Source organism: uncultured Sphingomonas sp. (assembly GCF_964235535.1).
In the GTDB taxonomy this organism is placed as follows: Bacteria; Pseudomonadota; Alphaproteobacteria; order Sphingomonadales; family Sphingomonadaceae; genus Sphingomonas.
This window is the reverse complement of record NZ_CAXSBH010000001.1, coordinates 1-22,509: the sequence shown is the minus strand read 5'-3', so window position 1 is coordinate 22,509 and position 22,509 is coordinate 1. Positions and strand designations below refer to the sequence as shown.

19 protein-coding genes and 1 tRNA gene are annotated in these 22,509 nt (G+C 70.0%); 11 read left to right on the top strand and 9 right to left on the bottom strand.

Annotated elements, in window-relative coordinates:
• Positions 1-177: 177 nt before the first annotated feature.
• Positions 178-2,445, top strand: a complete 2,268-nt coding sequence (locus ACFE7F_RS00100; protein WP_375401800.1) for a CDC48 family AAA ATPase — start codon at positions 178-180, stop codon at positions 2,443-2,445.
• A gap of 143 nt (positions 2,446-2,588) precedes the next feature.
• Here the strand turns inward: ACFE7F_RS00100 and ACFE7F_RS00095 are convergent, their stop codons facing one another.
• Complete coding sequence (locus ACFE7F_RS00095; RefSeq protein WP_375401799.1) at positions 2,589-3,872, bottom strand: MFS transporter; 1,284 nt, start codon at positions 3,870-3,872, stop codon at positions 2,589-2,591.
• On the bottom strand, positions 3,869-4,192 hold the full coding sequence (locus ACFE7F_RS00090; RefSeq protein WP_375401798.1) for an antibiotic biosynthesis monooxygenase family protein: 324 nt from the start codon (positions 4,190-4,192) through the stop codon (positions 3,869-3,871). Before ACFE7F_RS00090 ends, ACFE7F_RS00095 begins: the two co-directional genes overlap by 4 nt.
• A gap of 149 nt (positions 4,193-4,341) precedes the next feature.
• On the opposite strand from ACFE7F_RS00090, the gene ACFE7F_RS00085 reads away from it, so the two are divergent.
• Positions 4,342-4,953 (top strand): class I SAM-dependent methyltransferase, encoded by a 612-nt coding sequence (locus ACFE7F_RS00085; protein ID WP_375401797.1) that lies wholly within the window; start codon positions 4,342-4,344, stop codon positions 4,951-4,953.
• Between the two features lie 170 nt (positions 4,954-5,123).
• Positions 5,124-5,282, top strand: coding sequence for a hypothetical protein (locus ACFE7F_RS00080; RefSeq protein WP_375401796.1), 159 nt, complete (start codon positions 5,124-5,126; stop codon positions 5,280-5,282).
• Positions 5,283-5,304: 22 nt separating this feature from the next.
• Here ACFE7F_RS00080 and ACFE7F_RS00075 read toward each other — a convergent pair whose 3' ends face one another.
• Positions 5,305-6,516, bottom strand: coding sequence for a phosphatidylserine/phosphatidylglycerophosphate/cardiolipin synthase family protein (locus ACFE7F_RS00075; protein WP_375401795.1), 1,212 nt, complete (start codon positions 6,514-6,516; stop codon positions 5,305-5,307).
• 133 nt (positions 6,517-6,649) lie between these two features.
• Between ACFE7F_RS00075 and rpoZ the strand changes: the two genes are divergently transcribed.
• Positions 6,650-6,991, top strand: coding sequence for a DNA-directed RNA polymerase subunit omega (rpoZ, locus tag ACFE7F_RS00070; RefSeq protein WP_375401794.1), 342 nt, complete (start codon positions 6,650-6,652; stop codon positions 6,989-6,991).
• A 227-nt stretch (positions 6,992-7,218) separates the two neighbouring features.
• Here rpoZ and ACFE7F_RS00065 read toward each other — a convergent pair whose 3' ends face one another.
• Both ACFE7F_RS00065 and ACFE7F_RS00060 read right to left on the bottom strand, forming a co-directional pair.
• A complete protein-coding gene (locus tag ACFE7F_RS00065) occupies positions 7,219-7,899 on the bottom strand; it encodes an RlmE family RNA methyltransferase (RefSeq protein ID WP_375401793.1) in 681 nt (226 codons plus the stop codon).
• Positions 7,896-8,954, bottom strand: a complete 1,059-nt coding sequence (locus ACFE7F_RS00060) for a Ppx/GppA phosphatase family protein (protein WP_375401792.1) — start codon at positions 8,952-8,954, stop codon at positions 7,896-7,898. Before ACFE7F_RS00060 ends, ACFE7F_RS00065 begins: the two co-directional genes overlap by 4 nt.
• Before the next feature lie 165 nt (positions 8,955-9,119).
• On the opposite strand from ACFE7F_RS00060, the gene ACFE7F_RS00055 reads away from it, so the two are divergent.
• Positions 9,120-9,193 (top strand) — tRNA-Gln (locus tag ACFE7F_RS00055).
• Positions 9,194-9,199: 6 nt separating this feature from the next.
• Here the strand turns inward: ACFE7F_RS00055 and ACFE7F_RS00050 are convergent.
• Both ACFE7F_RS00050 and hutH read right to left on the bottom strand, forming a co-directional pair.
• The gene (locus ACFE7F_RS00050; RefSeq protein ID WP_375401791.1) at positions 9,200-11,545 is read right to left on the bottom strand and encodes a putative bifunctional diguanylate cyclase/phosphodiesterase; all 2,346 of its coding nucleotides are present in this window, start codon (positions 11,543-11,545) and stop codon (positions 9,200-9,202) included.
• Positions 11,546-11,783: 238 nt separating this feature from the next.
• Positions 11,784-13,442 (bottom strand): histidine ammonia-lyase, encoded by a 1,659-nt coding sequence (gene hutH, locus ACFE7F_RS00045; RefSeq protein ID WP_375401790.1) that lies wholly within the window; start codon positions 13,440-13,442, stop codon positions 11,784-11,786.
• A 188-nt stretch (positions 13,443-13,630) separates the two neighbouring features.
• Here hutH and pyp point away from each other — a divergent pair, with 188 nt between their 5' ends.
• The 3 genes from pyp to ACFE7F_RS00030 all read left to right on the top strand — a co-directional run bounded on the left by pyp (position 13,631) and on the right by ACFE7F_RS00030 (position 15,033).
• The gene (gene pyp / locus ACFE7F_RS00040) at positions 13,631-14,005 is read left to right on the top strand and encodes a photoactive yellow protein (RefSeq protein WP_375401789.1); all 375 of its coding nucleotides are present in this window, start codon (positions 13,631-13,633) and stop codon (positions 14,003-14,005) included.
• Positions 14,006-14,032: 27 nt separating this feature from the next.
• The gene (locus tag ACFE7F_RS00035; RefSeq protein WP_375401788.1) at positions 14,033-14,410 is read left to right on the top strand and encodes a hypothetical protein; all 378 of its coding nucleotides are present in this window, start codon (positions 14,033-14,035) and stop codon (positions 14,408-14,410) included.
• Between the two features lie 86 nt (positions 14,411-14,496).
• Entirely contained in the window at positions 14,497-15,033 is a 537-nt protein-coding gene (locus ACFE7F_RS00030) for a hypothetical protein (RefSeq protein ID WP_375401787.1), read from the top strand.
• 3 nt (positions 15,034-15,036) lie between these two features.
• Here the strand turns inward: ACFE7F_RS00030 and pcl are convergent, their stop codons facing one another.
• Positions 15,037-16,203: a 4-coumarate--CoA ligase gene (pcl, locus tag ACFE7F_RS00025; RefSeq protein ID WP_375401786.1), complete on the bottom strand. Its 1,167-nt coding sequence runs from the start codon at positions 16,201-16,203 to the stop codon at positions 15,037-15,039.
• A gap of 122 nt (positions 16,204-16,325) precedes the next feature.
• Between pcl and ACFE7F_RS00020 the strand changes: the two genes are divergently transcribed.
• The 3 genes from ACFE7F_RS00020 to ACFE7F_RS00010 are packed head-to-tail and all read left to right on the top strand — an operon-like array spanning position 16,326 to position 22,059.
• Positions 16,326-19,091 carry a PAS domain S-box protein gene (locus ACFE7F_RS00020; RefSeq protein WP_375401785.1) on the top strand — a complete coding sequence of 922 codons (2,766 nt, stop codon included), beginning with the start codon at positions 16,326-16,328 and terminating at the stop codon, positions 19,089-19,091.
• A 53-nt stretch (positions 19,092-19,144) separates the two neighbouring features.
• Positions 19,145-20,557, top strand: coding sequence for a DUF4139 domain-containing protein (locus ACFE7F_RS00015; RefSeq protein ID WP_375401784.1), 1,413 nt, complete (start codon positions 19,145-19,147; stop codon positions 20,555-20,557).
• Positions 20,557-22,059 (top strand): DUF4139 domain-containing protein, encoded by a 1,503-nt coding sequence (locus ACFE7F_RS00010; protein ID WP_375401783.1) that lies wholly within the window; start codon positions 20,557-20,559, stop codon positions 22,057-22,059. The genes ACFE7F_RS00015 and ACFE7F_RS00010 overlap by 1 nt, the downstream gene beginning before the upstream one ends.
• A gap of 101 nt (positions 22,060-22,160) precedes the next feature.
• On the opposite strand, the gene ACFE7F_RS00005 is transcribed toward ACFE7F_RS00010, so the two are convergent.
• Positions 22,161-22,509 (bottom strand): Crp/Fnr family transcriptional regulator (locus ACFE7F_RS00005; RefSeq protein WP_375401782.1); only part of this gene is annotated, 349 nt, incomplete at its 5' end.

Below are 22,509 nucleotides of genomic sequence, written 5' to 3'. Positions count from 1 at the left end.
TTTTTAACGGCCACGCATTTATTGAGTGCCTTTCAGGCATCCTCTCCTAATAACTTTCCAGGCCGGCCTCTTCGGGGACCGGCCTTTTTTTCGTTTCCGATCGAGTTCGTGGCCCGGGAACCGGCTTCCCCCCTCGCGCGCTTCCACGATGCAATCCGGAAAGGCGCGTATCTCATCATGGCGGACTCCGAACCTCGGCGCATCCAGGTCGCCAATGCGCGGCCCGAGGACTCAGGCCGAGGTCTGGCGCACCTGCCGCGCGCGCTGATGGCGGCGCTGCAGCTGGCCGAGGGCGACACGATCGAGATCGTCGGCAAGAAGACGACGCCCGCGCGCGCCGTCTATCCCTACCAGGAGGATGAAGGGCTCGATCTGCTGCGCATCGACGGGCTCCAGCGCGCGAATGCGGGTGTCGGATCGGGCGATTTCGTCGAGATCAGGAAAGCGGAGTCGAAGCCCGCGACGCGCGTGGTGTTCGCGCCCGCGCAGCAGAATCTGCGGCTCCAGGGATCGACGGTCGCGCTCAAGCGCACTTTCCTCGGCCGGCCGCTGGTGGGCGGCGACATCGTCGCGACCGCCGGGCACCAGCGCGTCGACCAGATGGACCCGGGCGTCCGCCGGTTCGTCAACCAGCCCGCCTACGCGCTTCAGGAGATCAGGCTGCTCGTCGTGTCCGCCGCGCCCAAGGGCGTCGTGCATATCGACGAGAATACCGAGGTGGAGCTGCGCACCGAATATGAGGAGCCGCAGGCCGCGCGCCGCGCCGACGTCACCTACGATGATATCGGCGGCATGGGGCCGACGATCGACCAGCTGCGCGAGATGGTCGAGCTGCCGCTCCGCTATCCCGAGCTGTTCCAGCGGCTGGGCGTCGATCCGCCCAAGGGCGTGCTGCTGCACGGGCCGCCGGGGACCGGCAAGACCAGGCTGGCGCGCGCGGTGGCCAACGAGTCGGACGCGCAGTTCTTCCTGATCAACGGGCCCGAGATCATGGGATCGGCCTACGGCCAGTCCGAGGGTCAGTTGCGCGAGGTATTCGAGAACGCGGCCAAGAACGCACCATCGATCGTGTTCATCGACGAGATCGACTCGATCGCCCCCAAGCGCGGCCAGGTGTCGGGCGAGGCGGAGAAGCGGCTCGTCGCGCAGCTGTTGACGCTCATGGATGGGCTTGAGGCGCGCGCGAACCTAGTGGTGATCGCGGCGACCAACCGGCCGGAAGCGATCGACGAGGCGCTCCGGCGGCCGGGCCGGTTCGACCGCGAAATCGTCGTGGGCGTCCCAGACGAACGCGGGCGGCGCGAAATCCTGGGGATACACGCGCGCGGCATGCCGCTGACCGACGATGTCGATCTCGACGAGCTGTCGCGCACGACATACGGCTTCGTCGGCGCGGATCTGGCGGCGTTGACGCGCGAGGCGGCGATCGAGGCGGTGCGGCGGATCATGCCGATGCTGAACCTGGAGGATCGGACGATCCCGCCCGAGGTGCTCGACCAGCTGTCGGTCACGCGCGACGACTTCCTGGGGGCGCTCAAGCGCGTGCAGCCGAGCGCGATGCGTGAGGTGATGGTGGAGGCCCCGCGTGTCCGGTGGGAGGATGTCGGCGGGCTCGACGCGGCGCAGATGCGGCTCAAGGAGGGCGTGGAGCTGCCGCTGAAGGACCCCGGCGCATTCCGCAGGCTCGGCATCCGGCCCGCCAAGGGGTTCCTGCTCTACGGCCCGCCCGGGACCGGCAAGACGCTGCTGGCCAAGGCGGTCGCGCGCGAGGCGGAGGCGAACTTCATTGCCACCAAATCGTCGGACCTTCTGTCCAAATGGTACGGCGAGAGCGAGCAGCAGATCGCCCGGCTGTTCCAGCGCGCGCGCCAGGTCGCGCCGACCGTGATCTTCTTCGACGAGCTCGACAGCCTGGTCCCCGCGCGCGGCGGCGGGATGGGCGAGCCGCAGGTGACCGAGCGCGTCGTCAACACCATTTTGGCCGAGATGGACGGGCTGGAGGAGCTGCAGGCGGTGGTGGTGATTGGCGCGACCAACCGGCCGAACCTGATCGATCCGGCGTTGCTTCGACCGGGGCGGTTCGACGAGCTGGTCTATGTCGGCGTGCCGGACATGCAGGGCCGCGCGCGCATCCTGGCGATCCAGACGGGCAAGATGCCGCTGGCGGAGGGCGTGGACCTCGAGGAAGTCGCCCGGCGGACCGACCGGTTCACGGGCGCGGACCTGGAAGACGTGGTGCGCCGATCGGGCCTGATCGCGCTCAGGCGGTCGCTGTCATCGGAGGAGGTGCTGATGGCCGACTTCGAGGCCGCGCTGCTGGAGTCGCGCGCGAGCGTCACGCCGGAGATGGAGCGCGATTACGAACAGATGGCGAGCCGCCTGAAGCAGGATGCCGCGTCCGCGCAGCCGATCGGCTTCGCCTTCCCGCCGCGCGCCGCGGAGTAGCGTAGGCTTCACACCTTATCCGTCATGCCGGACTTGTTACGGCATCCATCGTTGCGCGAACCCGGTCATGTGGGAGTCCGTACGACGATGGACCCCGGAACAAGTCCGGGGTGACGGGCTAGGGTCGCCAGCCTTCGTCGAGATCAGCGCAGCACCCGCCAGGCATAGACGATCAGCACCGCGCATCCTGCGCCGGCCACCAAGTACGGCAGCGTGTGGTTTGCCGCGTACAGCCCGACCCCGATACTTGGCCCCAGCACGAAGCTCGCGCCGTTGACGCTCGTGACCTTGCCCGCGACCGAGCCTTGCGCCTCGGCCCCGACCGCTAGGCTCGACCCCGCGGTGAAGCCGGGGCGGACGAAGCCGAAGCCCAGGCACGCGAGCGCAAACGCGGTGGCGATGCCGTAGAGCGAGGTCGCAAACCCCGTCAGCACCGATCCGACCGCCGCGAGCGCGAGGCCGCTCAGCACCAGCTGACGTGGTTGCAAGTTCAGGAGCGGGATGATTCCCCATTGCGCGAGCAGCGCCGCGCCCGACCCCATGATCAGGACGAGGCCGGTCGGCTCCAGCGCCTCGATCGGGGGCAGGTTCAACCGGTCGATGACGAGGAAGCCGATCGCTTGGCCGCCGATCGCCTGGGCGTGGCCCATCACCAGCCCGGTGATCATCCAGCCGCGAATGCGTGGGTCGAGGTAGCCGACCGGCTCGGGCGTGGGAGCGTCGCGGCCCAACGACGCCGCGACCGTCGCGCCGGTGGGACCGCCGCCGATCGACGGATAGGCGCTCATCGTGCCGCGCCCTTGCCGGGCGGGCAGGCTGTCGTCGGGCAGGATGCGCCAGACCGCGACGATCATGCCCGCCCCGAACACCGCGCCCATGAAGGCGGGGCCGGCCAGCCCGATCTCGACGCCGCCGACCGCCCCCAGCACCAGATAGGGCGCGATCGCCGGGCCGACGATGGTGCCCAGCCCGAATGCGGAGGCGAGGAGGGTGAGCGCCTTGGTCCGCTCGTCGGTGGTGGTCGACCCGGCGACGAGCGCCTGCACCGCCGGGGGCGCGGCCGCGCCGAGCGCGCCGTAGATCAGCCGCCCGGCGATGAAGAGCCCGAACGCCGCCGTGCCGCCGATCCAGCCGTTGATCCCCGCCGTCAGGAACACGCCGCACAGGAGCAGCGATATGGTGAAGCCGGTCATGCCGAGCAGGATCATCGCGCGCCGGCCGCTCCGGTCCGACCGGTTGGCCCAATAGGGCGCGGCGATCACCCACAACAGCGCCGAGACCGAGAACGCCGCCGCGACGGCCGCGTCGGCGACGCCGAGCGACCGGCCGAGCGCTGGCAGCACCGACTGCAGCGCGGTGTTGCCCGCCGCGATGGTGAGCATGACCGTGAACAGGATCAGGAACCGCCGGTCGATCCGCGCCGTCATGGTCGATGCCAGGCATAGCTGCGCTCGATCCGGGTCACGTCGACACGGTAGTCGGTATACCACAAAGCGCGCCCGCGACCCCGGATCGCGGCGTGGTCGGGATGGTCGCGCCAGGCGAGCGCGGCGGGTTCGTCGGCCCAGTAGCTCACTGTTATCCCGAAGCCGTCGCCGCCGCGCGCGCTGTCCATCCCGAGATAGCCCGGCTGTCGGGCGGCGAGCGTATCCATCGCGGTGGCCGCCGCCGCGTAGCCGTCCGCGTCGTCAGCGGTCCGGGTATTCAGGAAGATCACGGCGACCGCGCCGCTTCGGTCCTCGGGCATGGAAACCCGCATAGGGACCGGAGAAAGGCGCGCAACCCTTCGCGGGCGCGCGGCGTTCGTCCCTTCGCTTGCATCCCGGCTCGCTTGCACGGGGCGCGCGTTCCATGCGACGGGACGGGTCGCCCTCACGTTTGGGGAATAGGAGTTCGATGCCCAGTTCGACCGCCGCCGCGCGCCGCGCGCTCAAGGAAGCCGGCGTGCCCTCGCCGTGGCAGATGTTCTTCCAGGGTTTCCTGAAACATCCGGTGATGGTGGGGTCGATCATCCCGTCGTCCGATCGGCTGATCGCGCGGATGCTGGATCCGGTCGACTGGTCGGCGTGCAAGCTGTTCGTCGAATACGGCCCGGGCGTCGGCACCTTCTGCCGCCCGATCCTGGAGCGGATGGCACCCGACGCCACGCTGATCGCGATCGACACCAACGAGGATTTCGTTCGCTATCTGCGGCACGTCATCCCGGACAGCCGCTTTTCGGCGGTACTGGGTTCGGCGGCCGACGTGGAGGCGATCGTGCGCGATCACGGGTTCGATCATGCGGACTATGTGCTGTCCGGACTGCCGTTTTCGACATTGCCCGCGGGCGTCGGGCCGGAGATCGCGGCGGCGACGCACCGGGTCCTACGCGTCGGCGGCGCGTTCCTGGTGTATCAATATTCGCCCAAGGTCAGGACGTACCTGAACCCGCATTTCGAGCGGATCGACCACGACATCGAGTGGTGGAACGTGCCGCCGGCACAACTTTACTGGGGTCACAAGGCCTGACGGGCGTAGGGTCGGCCACGCCCGACCCGGTGCGCGAAGCGCAACGCCCGGCACGGCCGGCGGGCGCGCAGCGACTCGTCCGACGTCCAGCGGCGGCTTTGCCGTTGCCGGCTTGCCCGGTCTACGCAACAGGCGTATCTGCACAAATCCAAGGTTAGGGAGTCGCCGCCATGTTTCCGACGTGCGTCTATGTTCTGGTCGCTGCCGCCATCGCGCTGATCGCCTTCGGCATCGCGCAGGTCGTCCCCGGTGCCGGCATCTGGTTCGTCGTGCTTACCTCGACGGCGTGGGTCGCGTTCAACATACGGCGCGGACAGAGGCTGCGCTGAACCCGCCGATTGGACGGGGCCGTCAGCTCGGCCCCAGATTGATCCCCCGCGACACGCCCGGGTCCACGACTCCCACCATGATGTAAGCCAGGAACTGCCGCACCCGCGTGACCACCCCCGTGCGCGCCCGGTGGTCGTCCACCGTGATCGCCTCCGACCGCGCGATCTCGCTATCGACATAAGTGTGGACGTGGGTGGCGAAGGCGGGGTCGTCGACACGCAGCATCAGCTCGAGATTGATGAACAGGCTGCGCATATCGAAATTGGCCGAGCCGATATGGACGATGTCGTCGATCGCGTAGAGCTTGGTGTGCAGCTTGGCGGGTCCGTATTCGAAGATGCGCACGCCCTTCCGCAGCAGCCCCGCATAGGTGAAGCGCGCCGCCGCGATGGTGGCGGTGTTGTCCGACCGCGCGGCCGTCACGATCCGCACCTCCCGCCCGCGCCGGCCCGCGCGGCTCAGATGGCGGAGCATGGTCGGGCTCGGGGTGAAATAGCCTGCGACCATGTCGATCCGCGCCGCGCGCCGCATGTCCGCCCGGACCGCGCGCGCCCAGGGGCTCAGGCGGCGCATCGGTCCGCCGATCAGCCACCGCGTCCGACCCTCCGGCTCGCTCCATTGCTTGAGCGTGCGGTTGAGTCGGCGCAGGAGCGGGCGAGGATCGCGGACCCATTCGCCCAGCGCATCGAAATAGCCCTGCAGCCGCGCTGCGGTCGGTCCCTCGACAAGCAGGCCCAAATCGCGCCACGCGCCGTCGGCCTCCCCGCCGAAATAGTCGTCCGCGATGTTGAACCCGCCGACGATGATGCGCGCATCCGCCGTTTCGGCGTCGGCGAGCGCCAGCTTCTGGTGGTTGCGCAGCAGGAAGCGCCGCCCCCAGCGCGGCTCGAACCGGCATACCGACGCCCCCGCATCCGTCAGCCCCGCAAAGAAGTCGGCGGGCGCGTCGCAACCGAAGCCGTCGAGGACGACGCTGACGGTGACGCCCCGTCCGGCGGCCGCGATCAGCGCCTCCTTGATCCGCCGTCCCGACGCATCGTCGGCATAGATGTAATAGAGCAGCCGAAGCGACCGCCGGGCGTTCCCGATCAACTCGAGCATCGCCGCGAACCGGCGCGGCCCGGTGTCGAGCAGCGTCAGCCGGTCGTCGCCGACCGCGAAGCATGGTTGGACGGGCGACTCATCGGTAGCCGTCGCGTCGATCGGGGAGGGCGCGAGCGCGTTCACCTGCATCGTCTAGCAGAACTCGGCGCGGCCGCCCAAGTCGCCGCCCGAGTGGCGGCACGGGCGGTTTTCTTGACTTGACGCCCCGCCGCCGGTACCGCGCTCGGCTTACCTCCATCGTCATCATGCAAGGACATCGTCCATGGCGCGCGTCACCGTCGAGGATTGCGTCGACAAGATCCCCAACCGTTTCGACCTGGTGCTGTTCGCCGCCCAGCGCGCGCGGCAGATCTCGGGCGGGGCGGAGCTGCTCCTCGACCGCGACCGCGACAAAAACCCGGTCGTCGCGCTCCGCGAGATCGCCGACGAGCTGGTGCGGCCGGATCATCTGGAAGAGTCGGTCATCAGCGGCCTGCAGCGCGTGCAGGTGGACGACGACGATGAGGCGGACGCTGTGGGTTCGCTGTCGGACTCGGCGGAGGCTTTGCGGTTGACGGCTGCGGCTCCGCCCAGGAACCAGAATTTGGGTGGGGATTACGAGTAAGGCGCAGGGCGGCAGCCGGCTACGTCCGGCTGACTCGCACAAGCCCGGCCGGCGTAGCGCACGCTACGACCGACGACGCGGCTTTGCCGCGGCGCTGCCTCATGGTGTGACTTCTTCGGTCGCCACGTCGCTTTGCTGCACGAAGAAGTTTTCCAGAACGAACGACGGCAAAGCCGCCGTTTAACGTCGAACGGGTTCGGCCTAGCCAGGCCGACCCGCCGGCCGCGTCATTGCTCAGGGTCGGAAAGCGCAGCTTTCCGACCCTGAGCAATGACGTACCACTCCGAACTCTCCTTCCGACTGGCCGGCGGCTTCGCATGCTTCACCGTGACGAACAGTCGCTTCAATTCCGCCACCAGGTCGTGATCCGCGCCCCCCGCCAGCACCTTGGCCACATACGCGCCTCCCGGCCGCAGGATGTCCGCCGCGAACGCCATGCCCGTCTCGACCAGCGCCATGGTGCGCAGGTGATCGGTCTGAGGGTGGCCGACCGTGTTCGCCGCCATGTCCGACAGCACCAGATCTGCGGGTCCGCCCAGCGCTTCCTCCAGCAGGCGCGGCGCGTTCTCGGCCATGAAGTCGAGCTGAAGGATCGTCACCCCGTCGATCGGGTCGACGGGCAGCAGGTCGATCCCCACCACCGTCGCCTGGGGCACGAGCTTGCGCACCACCTGGCTCCACCCGCCGGGTGCGATGCCCAGATCGACGACGCGGCGTACGCCTTTCAGGAACGCGAACCGCTCGTCGAGCTCGAGCAGCTTGTACGCCGCGCGGCTGCGGTATCCCTCGGCCCGCGCGCGGCGGACATAAGGGTCGTTCAGCTGCCGCTCGAGCCAGCGCGTCGACTGCGCGGTCCGGCTGCGCGCCGTCTTCACGCGGGTGCGCCCACCGGAACCGCCCCTGCTCACGGGTTCACATTCCCCATCAGGCGGCGCAGGATGCCCTCGCGGATGCCCCGGTCGGCGATGCCCAGCCGCTCGGCGGGCCACAGATCCATGATCGTCTCCAAAATAGCGCAGCCCGCGACAACGAGGTCGGCGCGCTCGGTGCCGATGCATGGAAAGCGGGCGCGGTCGGCCATTGCCATATCCGACAGCTTGAGGCTGATGTCGCGCATGGCTTCGGTCGGAACGATGAGCCCGTCCACCGCTGCGCGGTCGTACCGGTCGAGCCCCAGATGGACCGAAGCGAGAGTCGTCACCGTGCCGCTGGTGCCCATCAGCCGTGGCCTGACCGGATCGGCGGGAAGCCGCCCCGCGAACGGGGCCATGCTCTCGGCCACGAGCGCCCGCATTCGCGCATAGGACGTGGCCCGCGCGGGCGCGTCCTGGCCGCCGCCCGCATGTTCGGTCAGCGAGACGACGCCCCACGGCGCGGAATGCCAGTCGACCACGCGCGGCGGCGAATGGCGCGTGTCGATCAGCACCAGCTCGGTCGACCCGCCGCCGATGTCGAACACCAAAGCGGGACCGTCGCCCGGCTCCAGCAGGGCGTGGCAGCCGAGCACGGCGAGACGCGCTTCCTCCTCGGCGGAGATGATGTCCAGGCGGATGCCGGTTTCGGCGTGCGCGCGTTCGATGAAGTCCGCGCCGTTGACCGCGCGCCGGCATGCCTCGGTCGCGACCGACCGCGCGAGGAGGACGTTGCGGCGACGCAACTTGTCCGCGCAGACGCGCAGCGCCGCGATCGTGCGCTCCACCGCCTCGTCGCTCAGCCGCCCCGTCGCCGCGAGCCCCTCGCCCAGCCGCACGATGCGCGAAAACGCGTCGACGACCGCGAAACCCGAACCTTGCGGGCGGGCGATCAGCAACCGACAGTTGTTGGTGCCCAGATCGAGCGCCGCGAAGTGGCGCGGCTGGCCTCGGCCGGCCCCGGCGCAGCCGGGGAAGGTTGGGACCGAACGGGCGGGCGCGCCACCCGCCGGTGAGGCCTGCCGGTACGGCAGGTCGGGAACGTCCCCCATGCCGCGCTGATCCAGTTCTGTTCTTCCGTCACGGCCGCATGGCGCGCCCGCTCGGTGCCTGTCGCCTAGCTAGCGGCTCGGCGTCGTCGCCACAAGCGGCGCGCGCGGGGAGGCAGGGGCACGCGTTGACAGCCCCGGGCCCGCGTCCTAGACGCCTCGCGGCGCTGCCCTGTCGTCTAAAGGTAAGACTACGGACTCTGACTCCGTTAATCGAGGTTCGAATCCTCGCGGGGCATCCAAATTCTTCAGGCCGCGAGTGCGGGCGGGTCGCCGGCCAGATGCAGCGACCGGGTGAGGGTCGCGGTGATGTCGGCGGCGCTCATCGGCCGCGCGAAGTAGTATCCTTGCGCATGGCTGCAGCTCATCGAGGCCAGCAGCTGCGCCTGCTCCTCCGTCTCCACGCCCTCCGCGACGACATCGACGCCCAGCGTCCCCGCGAGCTGGATGATCAGCAGGACGATCGCCAGCGTCCGGTCGTCGGAGCACAACCCCTCGATGAACGACTTGTCGATCTTGATGGTGTCCGTCGGATAGCGGTTCAGGTAGCTCAGCGATGAATAGCCCGTGCCGAAATCATCGAGCCCGACGCGCACGCCGTGCGCGCGGACGTCGGCGATGATGCCCGCGATGCGCGGATCGGGATCGAGAAAGATTGATTCGGTGATCTCCAGCTGCAGCGCGCGCGGCGGCAGGCCGTGCTCGGCCAGCGTGGACCGGAGCAGCGCTAGGAATTCGGGGTCGTCGAATTCGCTCGCCGAGGTGTTCACCGCCATGCCCAGATCGCCGTCCGGAAACCGCTCGCGCCAGCGGGCGAGCTGCGCGCAGGCCTCGCGCATGACCCAGCGGTCGATCTGGCGGATGAGCCCGATCTCCTCGGCGACGGGCACGAAGGCGATCGGCGGGATCAGCCCGCGCGTCGGGTGACGCCAGCGGATCAGCGCCTCGAAACTCTTGATGCGGCCGTATTGAGGGTCGACGATCGGCTGGTATGCGACCTCGAACTCGCCGCGCTCGATCGCCAGCTGAAGGTCGGTCTGCAGCTCCAGTGCGGCGGTCGCCTCCGCGTGCATCGAATCGTCGTAGACGGAATATTCGCCGTAGCCCGCGCGCTTGGCGACATACATGGCGATGTCGGCGTCGCGGATCAGCGCTTCGGGGTGCAGGCCGGGGTCGGCGGAATGAACGACGCCGATGCTGCAGGACGGGAACACTTCCTGCCGCCCGATGCGGACGGGTGCGCGCAACGCGTCGAGCATCCGCCGGGCGACCTGGATCGGCACCGAATCGTCGGGTACGTCCTCGATCAGCAGCGCGAACTCGTCACCGCCCAGGCGCGCCAGCGTGTCCTGGGGGCGTGCGCAGGTCTTCAGGCGGCGGGATATCTCCTTCAACAGCATGTCGCCCGCCTGATGCCCCAGGCTGTCGTTGACGACCTTGAACCGGTCGAGATCGAGGAACAGCACCGCGCAGCCGGTGAATGAGCTGCCCGCGCGCGACACCACGCTGTCCAGCCGCTGCATGAAATAAGCCCGGTTGCGCAGGCGCGTCAGGTTGTCGTGGAAGGCGGTGTAGAGCAGCTCCTCCTCGACGCGGCGGCGCTCGCGGATCTCGCCCGCCAGCTCCGCTTTCTCCTCCTCGGCGACGCGGATGCGCGCGCTCAGCTCGTGCGCCTCGCGGCGCTCGGTAACGTCGCGCTGGACCGACACCCAGTGCGTGTACCAGCCGCGCTCGTCGGCGACCGGCACGATCGACAGCTCGACCCAGAATTCCGTGCCGTCCTTCCTGTAATTGACCAGTTCGACCGAGACGGGCTCCCACGCGGCGAAGGCGGCCCGCAGCTTGGCGCGGATCACCGGATCGGTCTTGGGGCCTTGCAGGATGCGCGGGGTGCGGCCGAGTACCTCCTCGGACGTGTAGCCGGTGGTGCGCGTGAACGCCTCGTTGCAGAACAGGATGCGGGGCCCCGGCATGTCGGTCGGCTCGGCCTCGGTGATGATGATCGAGTCGCGCGCGTGGGTGGCGACGGTCTCCAGCAGGCGCAGGCGCTCGATCGAGGCGAGGTGGTCGGGCTGGCCCGCGATCTGGCGCTGGGCGTCCTGCAGCTCGAACACGGCCGCGACCTGTTCGGCATGCGCGCGCAGCAGATAGGACTCGGCGGCGTTGAGGAGCGCGCGGGGGCCGCGGTTGCCCACCACCAGTACGCCCCGGTCGGCGCGGTCTCCAGGGCCGTCGCCGGTCATGCGCGCGGCGGCGGCGAAGCAAGCGGGGATGTCGGTCAGGCGACCGGACAAACCCAGTTCGGCCAACGCGCCCGGTGTCGCCGGATCGGCGGCGAACTGCACGAAGTCGCTCCCGCCGCGCCAAGCGTCGTCGAACCGGTCGGCCGCCAAACGCGCGGGCCCTGATCCGGCGGCGAGTGTCAGGCCGTTCGCGCCCCGGCGATAGATCATGACGATGTCGCACCCCGTGACCGCCGCGACGGTACGCGCGACGCGGTCGAGCCGCTCGTCGCCGGCGTCGCGCGTCGGGGCGCTATCGGCCGGCGTCGCGGCGGAAGCGGCGGTCCAGCGGTCGGGATTGTCGCTATACAACGGTTCGGGCCCTTCATCGCGATCGGTCGATCGGGCTTGTCGATAGGCTCATGAGCTTAAAAGGGCGTGAAACCCTGCATTGATATAAATCACCGCTAACTCGACACGCCGCAGCGGCCGCGCCGGTCGACAGGTCGTTCGGTATGGCGACCGCCTGTCGCACGCCGCCCGGCACCTCCGTCTATTGGCACAGGAGGTCGAGCGCGGCGCATATCCGGGCGATCAGGAGCGGCTCCCGTCAGAACGCATCCAGCCGCTCCCCGACCGCGCCGACGCGCACCGCCGTCTCGAACCGGCCGTCGATCAGCCGGTCGGCCAGCGCCTCGATCTCGCCCGAGAGCGGGCGGTCGTCATGGAGAAACGAGCTCGTCCCGCGCACCGCCGCGCGCACCGCCAGCGCGGCCTCGCTGAAGCGAGCGGGGTCGGCGGCCGAGCGCAGGTCGATCGCCTGCGCCAGGCACAGCGCCTCGATCGCCAGGATGCGCCCCACGTCCGCCACCGCGTCGCGCGCGCGACGGGCGGCGATGGTGCCCATCGTCACCACATCCTGGTTGTTGGCGTTGGTCGGCACCGACTGGATCGAGGCGGGGACCGACTTCGTCCGGAGCTCGGCCACGAGCGCCGAGGCGGTCACCTGCGCCCCCATGAAGCCGCTGTTTAGGCCAGTCGCGTTACCCTGAAGGAACGGCGGCAGCCCGCGATTGAGCGACACGTCGGTCACGCGCGCGATCTGCCGTTCGCTCCAGACGCCCAGCATCGCCACGGCGTTGTGCAGGTTGTCGGACGCGAAGCTGACATGCTGCCCGAAGAAGTTGCCGGCGTGCAGCAGCACTTCCCCCTCATCATCGGCGTCCGTAAAAACGATGGGATTGTCCGTCACCGCCGACAGCTCGATCCCGACCACGCCGTCGTGATGCACCAGCATGTCGTCGACCGCGCCCAGCGCCTGGGGGGCGCAGCGGATGCTGTAGGCGTCCTGCGGCAGCTCCCGGTCGTGCGCCACGCCGCTCGCGTCGATCTCTGTGGCGATCGGCCCCGGCATCGGCCGGAAGGGGACGAGGCGCGGCGCGTCGTCGGTCAGCGCCCACAGCAGCGCGGCCGCGCGGCGCTGGCCCGGATGCGGGCGCGCCACGGCGGTCAGCGGGTGCCAGGCGGCGCGGTGCCCGCCCAGTATTTCGGCATAGGCGACGGTCAGGAGCGCGGCGGCGCGGACCAGCCGGCGCGCGCGCACTCCGTTGAGCGCCGCCACCCCTGCCATCGCCGAGGTGCCGTTGACGAGCGCCAGCCCCTCCTTGTAGGCGAGAGTGACCGGCGCCAGTCCCGCGGCGACGAGGATCCCGGCCGAGGGCGCGGGCGAGCCGTCCCGCCAGCACGCGCCCTCGCCCATGAAGGCCAGCGCCATGTGCGACAGGGGCGTCAGGTCGCCGCTCGCGCCCACCGTGCCTTTTTCGGGCATGACCGGCGCCAGCCCGGCATTGAGGAAATCGACCATCCAGCGCAGCAGGTCGGGTCTGACCGCCGACATGCCGCGCGCGAGCGTCGCCAGCCTGGACGCGACGATCGCGCGCGCCTCGACTGGCGGGAAAGGCGCGCCGACGCCCGTCGCCAGATGCTGGACGAGGCGGCGCTGGAGCAGCTCGCCGCGGGCCGGGTCGATCTGGTTGTCCGCGAGCGGGCCGAAGCCGGTGGTGACGCCGTAGATCGCACGCCGATCGCTGACCATGCGCGCCACCAGCGCTTCCGACCGCGCTGCACGAGCGATGCTCTCATCGTGAAGCTCGGCGAGCGCGGCGCCGCACGCGACCGCCTCGACATCGGCCGGCGTCACGGGCCGGTCCGGGTCGCCGAACAGGACGACCGGCGACGCCGCCGCGACCGGGTTCGCTATCTCCGCCATCGCGCGTCTCTCCGGTCCGTCATTACGGACCGGACTGATGCGCGGTCGTGGTTAACATCGCGTTGTCCCGCGATTGCCGCCGGTTAGGATCGCGTTAGGCGAAATTTGAGGAATCGGCGGCCATAGAACAGTCGACCGCGGCGAGCCCGATTCCGCCCCCGCGTCCATCGGTAGGGAAAGCGACGACCATGGAAGTGATCAAATTCGGTTCGGACGATCTGGAAAACAGGCTGGCAAGCGATCCGTCGCGCGCCGAACTGCTACCGTTCGGGGCGATCCTGGTGAACCAGCAGGGCGACGTGCTCCGCTTCAACCAGGTCGAATCGGGCATCAGCGGCCGGACGGTGGGCGACGTGGTCGGCAAGAACTTCTTCAACGACATCGCGCCCTGCGCCAAGGGACAGATATTCTACAACCATTTCTTCCGGGCCGTCGCCGAAGGCCAGATCAATACGATGTTCGACTACCAGTTCGACTATAAGATGACCGCGACCAACGTACGTATCCACATGAAATCCGCCGACGCCGCCTCCGGTATCTGGATCTTCATCAAGCGTGTCTAAGCCGCCGGTCGTACTGGAGTAGAACGCATGAAAGAGGCACCGCTGGACAGGGGAGGGGATTTCGATCCCGACCTGTTTTCGCCCGAGGAGCTGGAAATGATGGGTGGAGCCGACGGTATCATCGACGGGTTCGCCGTCGAACAGGACGCCGCGCAATTGCAGGCGCAGTATGTCGCGCTGGCCAAGATGGTCGCCGAGGGCGGCGAACGCGAGCGGCAACTGCGCGCGCTGGTCGCCGACCTGACCATGCTCGCCGACTCGAACATGCAGGTCCGCTCGCATCACGAGCAGACGCAGAACCTCGCCAAGATCGTTCTGGCGAGCGCCGAGCGCGAGCTGCACCTCCAGCAATGCCTGGAGGCTTTCCGATCGGTCGCGCTGACCCGCGCGCGCGACGTGATCTGATCCGGGCGGCGGGCGCTGAGCCCGGCCGCTCATTCCGACGCACCGACGGCGCGCCCGCGCCGGGGAGACCGAAGACGATGCATAACGTGAACCCCCGCGACCCCGCCCGGACCGACCGGTCGGGTTTTCCGCATCTCGACGGGCTGGCGCAGACGCGCATCCAGGAACTGGTCGCGCTGGCCATGCCGCTCCGGTCGTTGCGGCGGACCGGTCGCCGGCCCCTGCCGTTCAACGGCGAGACGTTGGCGACGGTGTGCGGCGTCACCCCGTCGCTGCCGTTCTGGTACGAAATCAACGTCCACCGCACCGTGGTCGGCAGCTATCTGACCGATGTCCGCCTGTTCAACAAGACCGCCGACGAGCTCGATCTGTTCTGGGTCCAAGAGCATGACGAACTGGAGGACGCGGTCGCCTATCTCGAGCGCTACGATCCCGCGGGCGACGTCACGCCGCCGCGCCAGGTCGCCGAGATCGCGTCCTCGCCGGTCGAACTCGCGCTCCGCATCGCCCGGCTTCAGTTGCGCGTCGACCAGATCACGCAGCATTACCGCGCGCTCGTAGGCGATCTGCTCAATACGTTGAGCCAGGCCGACCATCAGGCTGGGGCCAAGCCCGCGGCCTGACGCTCACCAGTCGGCGGGCTTGCCCGTCGCGGTCCGCGGCAGGTCCGCCCCGACCGCGATACGGCGCGGGCGCTCCACGTCGGCGACGCGCGCGCCGCACCAGCGGTCGAGCTCGCCCGCGAGCGTCGCCCCGGCACCTTCCCGCACGGGCACGACGAACGCCTTGAGCCGACCGGTATCGGCGTCCAGCCGCACCGCCGCCTCCGCCACGCCCGCATGCGCGAGCAGCACGTCGCGCACCCGGTCCGGTAACACGTTCACCCCGCCGATCTGCACCGCGCCGTCGATCCGCCCGCGCAGCCCGAAATGCCGGTCGTCGAGCCACTCCACGCGGTCGGGCACCCCGACCTTCGCGTCGCCACCACCGGCGAGCTCGCCCTCGTTCGTCCGGGTCCACCGATCCAGCAGCCGGAACGGTGCGTCGTGCCGGTCGCGCACCGCGATTCCGGCCGTCTCGGTCGATCCGTACACCTCGACCAGCCGCGCCAGCCGCTGCCCGCACAGCCGGTGCGCAAGCTGGGCGGGCATCGGCGCGGTCGAGCTGATCCCGGTCACCCCCGGCGGAAAGGCGAGCAGCGAGCGCCCTAGATACGCCCACATGGTCGGGGTGGCGATCACGACCGTCCCCGGCTCGGCGCGCGCGACCGCGTCCGCCCCGGTCGCGCGTTCGACCGGACACCCGGCCAGGTCGGGAAGGATGGCGGTGAACAGCGTGCCGTAGATATGGTGGCTCGGCACCAGCGCGATCAGCCGCTTGGGCAGACCCAGATACCCGGCCCACGCCTCCGCCTCCGCCAGCAGATCGGCGACGCGGTGCGTGCAGCGCTTGGGCGTGCCGGTCGACCCCGATGTACGGAAGGTCAGGTGCGTGCCGGTCGCGCGTAGCGACTGCTCGACCACGTCGCACCACTCGCCGACCGTCGGGCTCGCGAGCAGATAATCCTCCGCGCCGTATTCATGCAGATGGAAGAACTCGTTGAGCGCGGCGGCGACGCTCAGCCGCTCCAGGCTGTCGAGATCGAGGCCGTCGGCGCCGACCCGCGTCGCCTCAGTCCACATGGCCGGCTTCATCGCCGCGACCGCATCCCGACGCGACGCGGTCACCTCCTCGCGCAGCAGATCGAGGACGATCCGCGCGGTCGAATTCCTGGATAACGGCGAGCTGGTCACGTCGCGACTAAGGGCTTCAACGGTTAACGTTGCACTAAGAACCGCCGGCGACGATGGGGTCGGGGGCTATGGCGCGTCCGAACCCGCGGGGCTAAACCGCTGCAACCAGGTGAAGAGGGTCGATGAGCACCAGTCCGAATTACGTCGCTCCCGACGGTTTCCCGCACGAGTTGCCCGATCTGTCCGCCGGGAACGTCGACGACGTGACGTTCCGGCTGCTCGCCGACGCGTTGCCGACATTGTGCTGGGTGGCGAACGGCGACGGCTACATCGTCTGGTACAATCGTCGCTGGCACGATTACTGCGGCACCACGCCCGCCCAGATGGAGGGTTGGGGTTGGACCGCCGTCCACCATCCGGAACTGCTTTCCGGTGTGATGGAGCGGTGGACGGCGGCGGTCTCGGGCGGCGAACCGTTCGAGATGACCTTCCCCTTGCGCGGCGCGAACGGCACTTACCGTCCGTTCCTGACGCGCGCGCAGCCGGTACGCGACGCCGCCGGTCGCGTCGCGCGTTGGTTCGGCGTCAATACCGAGGTCGCCGGCCAGGTCGCCGCCGAGGAAGCGCTTCGGGCCGAGCGCGACCGGTCGCGCGCCGTGCTCGACGGCATGGCCGAGGGTTTCGCGCTGCTGGATCCGGATTTCCGCATCCTCGACCTCAACGCCGAGGCTATGCGGCTCGAGACGCGGCCGCGCGAGGCGTTGCTCGGGCAAACGCATTGGGAGGCGTATCCCGGGTCGGAGGCGTCCGAGCTTGGTCGCCAATACAAGCTGGCGATGACCGAGCGGCGGCCGGTGGGTCTCGAGCACCGCCATCTGTGGGAAGACGGTCGCGCCGCCTGGCTGGAGATGCGCGCCTTTCCCGTCGCGGACGGACTCGCGATCTTCTACCGCGACGTGACCGCGCGCAAGGAGGCCGAGCTGGCGCTCCGGGCGAGCGAGGCGCGGCTGCGCGCCGTCGTCGGCACCGCGCCCGTCGGCATCGTCCTGTCCGATGCCCGGGGTGCCATCTATGACGGCAATGCCCGGACGGAGGAGATCCTGGGCCATCCGGTCCTCCATTCGCGCGACGCCGACAGCTATGGCGAGTGGGTGTCGTTCCACCCGGGCGGCCGCCGGGTGGAAAGCCGCGAATACCCGCTCGCCCGCGCGCTGGCGGGTGAGGAGCTGCCCGACCTGGTCTGCCATTACCAACGCGGCGATGGCCGGTGCGTCTGGGTGCGCATCGTCGGCTCGGCGGTGCGGGACGAGGACGGGGCGATCACCGGCGGCATCGTGGTCGTCGTCGACATCGACGACGAACGCCGCGCGCAGGAGGCGCTCAAGCGCCTCAATACCGAGCTCGAGGACCGCGTCGCGTCCGCCGTCGCCGATCTCGACCGGGTCTGGCGCAATGCGCGAGACATGTTCATCGTGATCGACCGAGAAGCCGTGTTCCTGCGGGTCAACCCGGCCACCACGGCTATCCTGGGCTGGCGCGAGGACGAGCTCGTCGGGCGGTCGTGTTTCGACTTCATCATGCCCGAGGCCGCGCCGTCGAGCCAGGAGGCGCTGAATCAGGCGCGGAACGACGTGCTGCCTCTCTTCGAGAACAGCTACCGCACCAAGGACGGGGGCGAGCGCCGCATATCCTGGGTGGCGGCTCCCGAGGGCGACCAGATCTATGCCTATGGCCGCGACGTCACCGCCGAGCGCGCGCGCGAGGAGGAACTGGAACGCGCGCGGGAGGCGCTCCGTCAGAGTCAGAAGATGGAGACCGTCGGCCAGCTGACGGGCGGCGTTGCGCACGATTTCAACAACCTGCTCCAGATCGTTACGGGCAACCTCGAAACGCTGCAGCGTGGTCTCCGCGACGACCAGCCGCGCCTGCGCCGCGCCGCCGAGAACGCGCAGACCGGGGCCAGGCGCGCGGCGATCCTGACGCAACGCCTCCTCGCCTTTTCACGCCGCCAGCCGCTCGACCCCAAGCCCATCGATGCCAACCGGCTGGTCGGCGACATGTCCGAACTGCTCCACCGCACGCTCGGCGAGATGGTTCGGCTGGAAACGGTGCTGGCGTCGGGCCTGTGGCGCGCGGAGGCGGACCCCAACCAGCTGGAGAACGCGCTCCTGAACCTGGCCGTCAACGCGCGCGACGCGATGGAAGAAGGCGGTCGGCTGACGGTCGAGACCGCCAACGCGCATCTCGACCGCGCCTATACCGCCGGCAAGGCCGAGGTCAGGCCCGGCCAGTATGTCGTGATCTGCGTATCCGACACCGGGTCGGGCATGGATGCCGCCACCGCCGCCCGCGTGTTCGAGCCGTTCTTCACCACCAAGGAGGTCGGCCGCGGCACCGGGCTCGGCCTGTCGATGGTGTACGGCTTCGCCAAACAGTCGGGCGGGCACGTGGCGATCTATTCGGAAGTCGGCCAAGGCACGACCGTCAAGCTCTACCTCCCCCGCCTGATCGGCGAAGCGGCCCCGGAGACCGAGGCGGCCGAGCCGATCGTGCCCGAGGGCGCGTCGGAGGAGGTGATCCTGGTGTGCGAGGACGACGACGACGTCCGCGCCTATTCGGTCGATAGCCTGCGCGAGCTCGGCTACCGCGTGCTGGAGGCGCATGACGGCCCCTCGGCGCTCCGGCTGCTGGCGCGGCCGGAGGGGCGGGTGGACCTGCTCTTCTCCGACGTGGTGCTGCCCGGGGGCCTGACGGGCGCGGACCTGGCGGCGGAGGCGCGGGTGCTCAGGCCCGGGCTGCCCGTGCTGTTCACCACCGGCTACGCCCGCGACGCGATCGTCCATCAAGGCCGGCTCGATGCCGGGGTCGAGCTCCTGACCAAGCCCTTCACCTACGCCGACCTCGCCGCGCGCGTCCGCGACGTAATCGACGGGAGCGCGAAGGACTAGCCGCCGCCCGCCGCTCCGGGCATGATCCGTGCGCGACGGGGGAGTGCAGGCGTATGCGGGCGAGGATCTTGGGCTGGGCGCTGTTGCTGCCCGTCGCAGCGGCGGCGCAGGACGCGCCGACGCCCGTGGTCGCGCCGAGCGCGCAGGGCGATGTGTCCGTGACGATCTACACGAACGACGTCGCGCTGATCCAGGATGTGCGCCCGCTGGCGCTCGGGACCGGCCGCGTCCGTCAGGACCTGCCCGACGTCAGCGCCGCGATCCGGCCCGAGACGGTGTCGCTCTCCGTCGCCGACGCGGCCATCGTCGAGCAGAATTTCGACTATGACCTCCTCAGCCCGTCAAGTCTGATGGAGCAGGCGGTGGGCGAGACGATCACGCTGCTCCGCACCAACCCCGCCACCGGCGTCGAGACGCGCGAGCGCGCCCGGGTGCTCGCGGTCAACGGCGGCGTCGTGCTGGAGGTCGGCGGCCGGATCGAGGTGCTGCGCGACGATGGCCTGCCCGTCCGCGCGATCTTCGACCGCGTCCCCGCCTCGCTCCGCGCGCGCCCGACGCTGTCGGTGACGCTCGCCAGCACCCGCGCGGGCACCCGCCCCGCGACGCTCTCCTATCTCAGCCGCGGGCTCGGCTGGAGCGCGGATTACGTCGCGCTGTTCGATCAGGCGCGGGGCGTCATCGACGTCCAGGGCTGGGTGACTTTGCGCAACACGAGCGGGACGACGTTTGCCAACGCCCGCACGCTGCTCGTCGCCGGCGAGGTGGCGAGCGAGGACGGCGACCGGAACCAGTATCGTCCGCAGCGACCCCGCCCGCGCGGCCGGATCACCCAGGCCGGGACCGAGACCGCCGGCCGCGAGCAGCTCGGCGACTTCTACCTCTACCCGCTCCCCGAACGCACCGTGATCGCCGACAAGCAAACCAAGCAGGTCAGCTTCCTCGACGTGAAGGGCGCGCGCGCGAGCTCGGGCTATTCGTTCGAGAACGGGTGGCTCGGCACCGCCGACCAGCCGCGCTCGGCATCGAGCGTGCTGCGCTTCGCCAACTCGGGCGCGGCCGGCTTGGGCGACGCGCTCCCGGCGGGGACGGTCCGCGTTTATGTCCGCGACGCGCGCGGCCAGCCGCAATTCACCGGCGAGAACCGGATCGACCACACGCCCCAAGGGTCGCAGGTCGCGCTGAGCACCGGCGACGCCTTCGACGTGAAGGTCAGGCCGGTGGTCGAACAGCGTACCAAGCTGGGCGACACCCGCTGGCGCACCGCGATGCGCTACACGCTAACCAACGCCCGGCCCACACCGGTGACGGTGGAGCTCGTCCAGGCCGGCCTCGACTGGACCGACACGCGCATCCTGTCCGAGTCCGCCAGGAGCGCGCGCCGCGACGCGGGCGCGACCGTCTGGCAGGTGCCCGTGCCCGCGAACGGCGAGGCGGTCGTGACCGCGACCTTCGACACGCGCTATTGATGCGCGCCCTCGCGCTGGCGGCGCTCTGCCTGCCGGGTACGGTGGCGGGGCAGGGGATCGTCACCTCCCCCGCGCCCGATACGGTCGCCGTTACCGTCTACCGCGACCCGGACCGCACACGCGCCGCGGGAATCGACCTCGACCGGCTCGGCGGCTTCGCGCTCGTCACCGAGACCAGGCGGGTCCGCCTGCCGCGCGGCCGCGCGACGATCCGGTTCGAGGGCGTGGCCGAGGGCATCGTCCCCGTCAGCGCGATCGTGGACGGCCTGCCCGGCGGCACGGCCGAGAAGAACCGCGACGCCCGCCTCCTCTCGCCCGCCTCGCTCGTCGACGGCACGCTGGGCCGCGTCGTCACGCTGACGCGCACCGACCGCGCGACCGGCCGCGTCCGCAGCGAGGAGGCGACGATCGTCGCGGGCCCGCTGCCGGGCGTCGTGCTCCGCACCGCAGCCGGTATCGAGATGCTGGGTTGCGCCGGCCTCCCCGAAAAGCTGAGCTACGGCGCGGTCCCGCCGGGGCTGTCCGCCAAACCCGTGCTGAGCGTCACGACCGACACCCCGATCGCGCGCACCGCGACCGTCACGCTGTCCTACCTGGCGTCCGGTTTCGACTGGAGTGCCAGCTACGTCGCGACGCTCGCGCCGGACGGCCGCACGCTCGACCTGTTCGCGTGGCTCACGCTCGCCAACGCCAATCCGCAGGCCTTTCCCGCCGCGCGGGTGCAGGCGGTCGCGGGCCGCCTCAACCGCTCGGGCTTCGACGAGGTGATCCGCCTCGCGGGCGAGCTGCGGCTGACCTGCTACCCGCTCGGCACCACCACCTCGGACCTGCGCGAACGGAGGTTCGAGCAGGGGCTGGAGCGCCGGGACGAGGCTTCCTACGACAGCGACATCGTCGTCACGGCTTCGCGAGCGGTCGCCGCGCCCGCGCTCGCCGAAGCGCCGCCCCCGCCCGAGGACCTGGGCGACCTCAAGCTCTACCGCGTCCCCGAACGCGTCACCGTCGCCCCGCATGCGCAAAAGCAGGTGGCGCTCCTCGCCCGCGCGGCCGTCCCGTTCGAGCGGCGCTACCGGCTCCGCATCCAGCCCGGCCGCCCCCTGACCGTCGAACCCACCGACATCGTGCTCGTCCTGCGCAACACCCAGGCGGGCGGCCTCGGCTTAGCGCTCCCGACCGGCTCCACCGCGCTCTATGCCGACCACACGGGTAGCCGCCTCCTGCTCGGCACCGGCGCGCTCGCCGATCGCGCGGCGGGCGAGACGATCCGCCTGTCCGCCGGCCGAAGCCGCCAGGTCCTGATCGACCACCGCGTCGGCCGGCACGAGGCGACGCTCACCGCCACCAATGCGAACCTGGTCCCCGTCACGCTCGAACTCCCCATCGGCGAAGCGGGCCGGGACATCGATGCGACAGGCACCCCGCTCCCCCGCGCCGACGGCGTCGCCACCTGGACCGTCACGCTTCCCCCGAACGGCCGCGCCGAGTTGACCTACCGGTTCTAGGACTAGCGTTCGGACGCGTCCTTGCGGCATCTCGCGGCTTCCCAAAAAGCCGGGGTGCGCCGTCGGCGTCGAAACCGACCGGCTGCGACGATGGCGACCTGCTACGAGCTCGCCTCGTCGGGTGTGGGGTCCAGCATGAGCGTGGACGCCTCGGAACCGGGCGCGGCCGGGCTGCCCTGACCCACGCGGCGGTGCAGGTAGTTCTCGTCGAACCCGGCGATCTGGACGAGCTTGATCGCGTCGAGGATGGTGAGGTTGCCGCGCCGGAGCGCCATCGCGCCCGCCAGCCGCAAGTCTTTGAGCACGCGGTTCATGTGGACCGGCGTCATGCCGAGCGCGTCGGCCAGGACGATCTGCGACAGCGGCAGTTCGACATGGCCCTCCGCCGTCAGCCTGATGCCCCGCGCGCGCAGATAGAGCTCGCACATCAGATGCGCGACGCGCTCGATG